The following is a 1,029-nucleotide window of genomic DNA, read 5'->3' on the forward strand; positions in this document are numbered from 1 at the left end:
CCCGTAGAATCGGTTGCGCTCGTAGGGCCATGCTTCCCGCTGAAACCATGGGTGCGGTCGTCCTGGGCACCAGTCGATCGTGTCATGAGGCCGGACTGCTGCCGCGACATCGTCTCGTAAGCCGATCCTCTTGCGGGGTTAGACGTTCGAGCGTGTGGCCAAAGACGCGTCAACGGCGGCTTCGACGTGCAGGCGGGTGGTGGGGAAGACCGGTACCGGGCTGTCCGTGTCGGAGATCAGCAGTTCGATCTCGGTGCAGCCAAGCACGATACCTTCGGCGCCGGCCTGAACCAGGCGCACGATGGCGGCGCGGTAGACCTGCCGGGACTCCTCTCGGACCACCCCCAAACACAGCTCATCGTAGATGATGCGATGTACCTCGGACCGGTCATGGGATGGCGGGATAAGCACTCGCAGACCGTGGCTAGTGAGCCTGTCGCGGTAGAAGTTCTGCTCCATGGTGAACGCGGTACCGAGCAGCCCGACCGTTGTCAGCCCGGCCCTCGTCACCGCCTGTGCAGTGGCGTCGCCCAAGTGCAGCAGCGGGATACCGATCGAGGCTTGGACCTGGTCGGCGACCTTGTGCATCGTGTTGGTGCAGATCAGCAGCAGATCCGCACCCGCCGCTTCGAGGCCCTGGGCTGCCTCGGCGAGCAGGTGCCCGGCCTCGTCCCACCGCCCGGCGACCTGCAGTGCCTCGATGTCGGCGAAGTCCACCGACGTCAACACGATCCGTGCCGAGTGCAGACCACCAAGCCGTTCACGGACCATCTCGTTGGCCAGCCGGTAATACTGCGCGCTGGACTCCCAGCTCATCCCACCGAGCATCCCGATCACCTGCGGCGCGTTCCTCATCACGGCAACCAGTTTGCCATCCAGCGCGCTGGCCGCGCCCCGCAGGGGGATCCCTCTGCGGGCGTCCCGGGGTTGCCCGAACCTGACGTCAGTAGTGGTCCCGGGCTTGCAGGACGACGACGTGGTCATCGGTGACGTAGTAGACGAGGCGGTTGGCTTCGTCGATCCTGCGTG

Annotated in this window: 2 protein-coding genes; both read right to left on the reverse strand. The window is 65.5% G+C overall.

The features are described from left to right. Positions 1-138 precede the first annotated feature (138 nt). Positions 139-855, reverse strand: a complete 717-nt coding sequence (locus tag RM423_RS24855; RefSeq protein WP_311425716.1) for an aspartate/glutamate racemase family protein — start codon at positions 853-855, stop codon at positions 139-141. Positions 856-943: 88 nt separating this feature from the next. Continuing rightward, positions 944-1,021 carry a type II toxin-antitoxin system YoeB family toxin gene (locus RM423_RS26170; RefSeq protein ID WP_396327883.1) on the reverse strand — a complete coding sequence of 26 codons (78 nt, stop codon included), beginning with the start codon at positions 1,019-1,021 and terminating at the stop codon, positions 944-946. Positions 1,022-1,029: the final 8 nt, after the last annotated feature.

The organism is Jatrophihabitans lederbergiae, from assembly GCF_031845305.1.
Lineage (GTDB): Bacteria > Actinomycetota > Actinomycetes > Mycobacteriales > Jatrophihabitantaceae > Jatrophihabitans_A > Jatrophihabitans_A lederbergiae.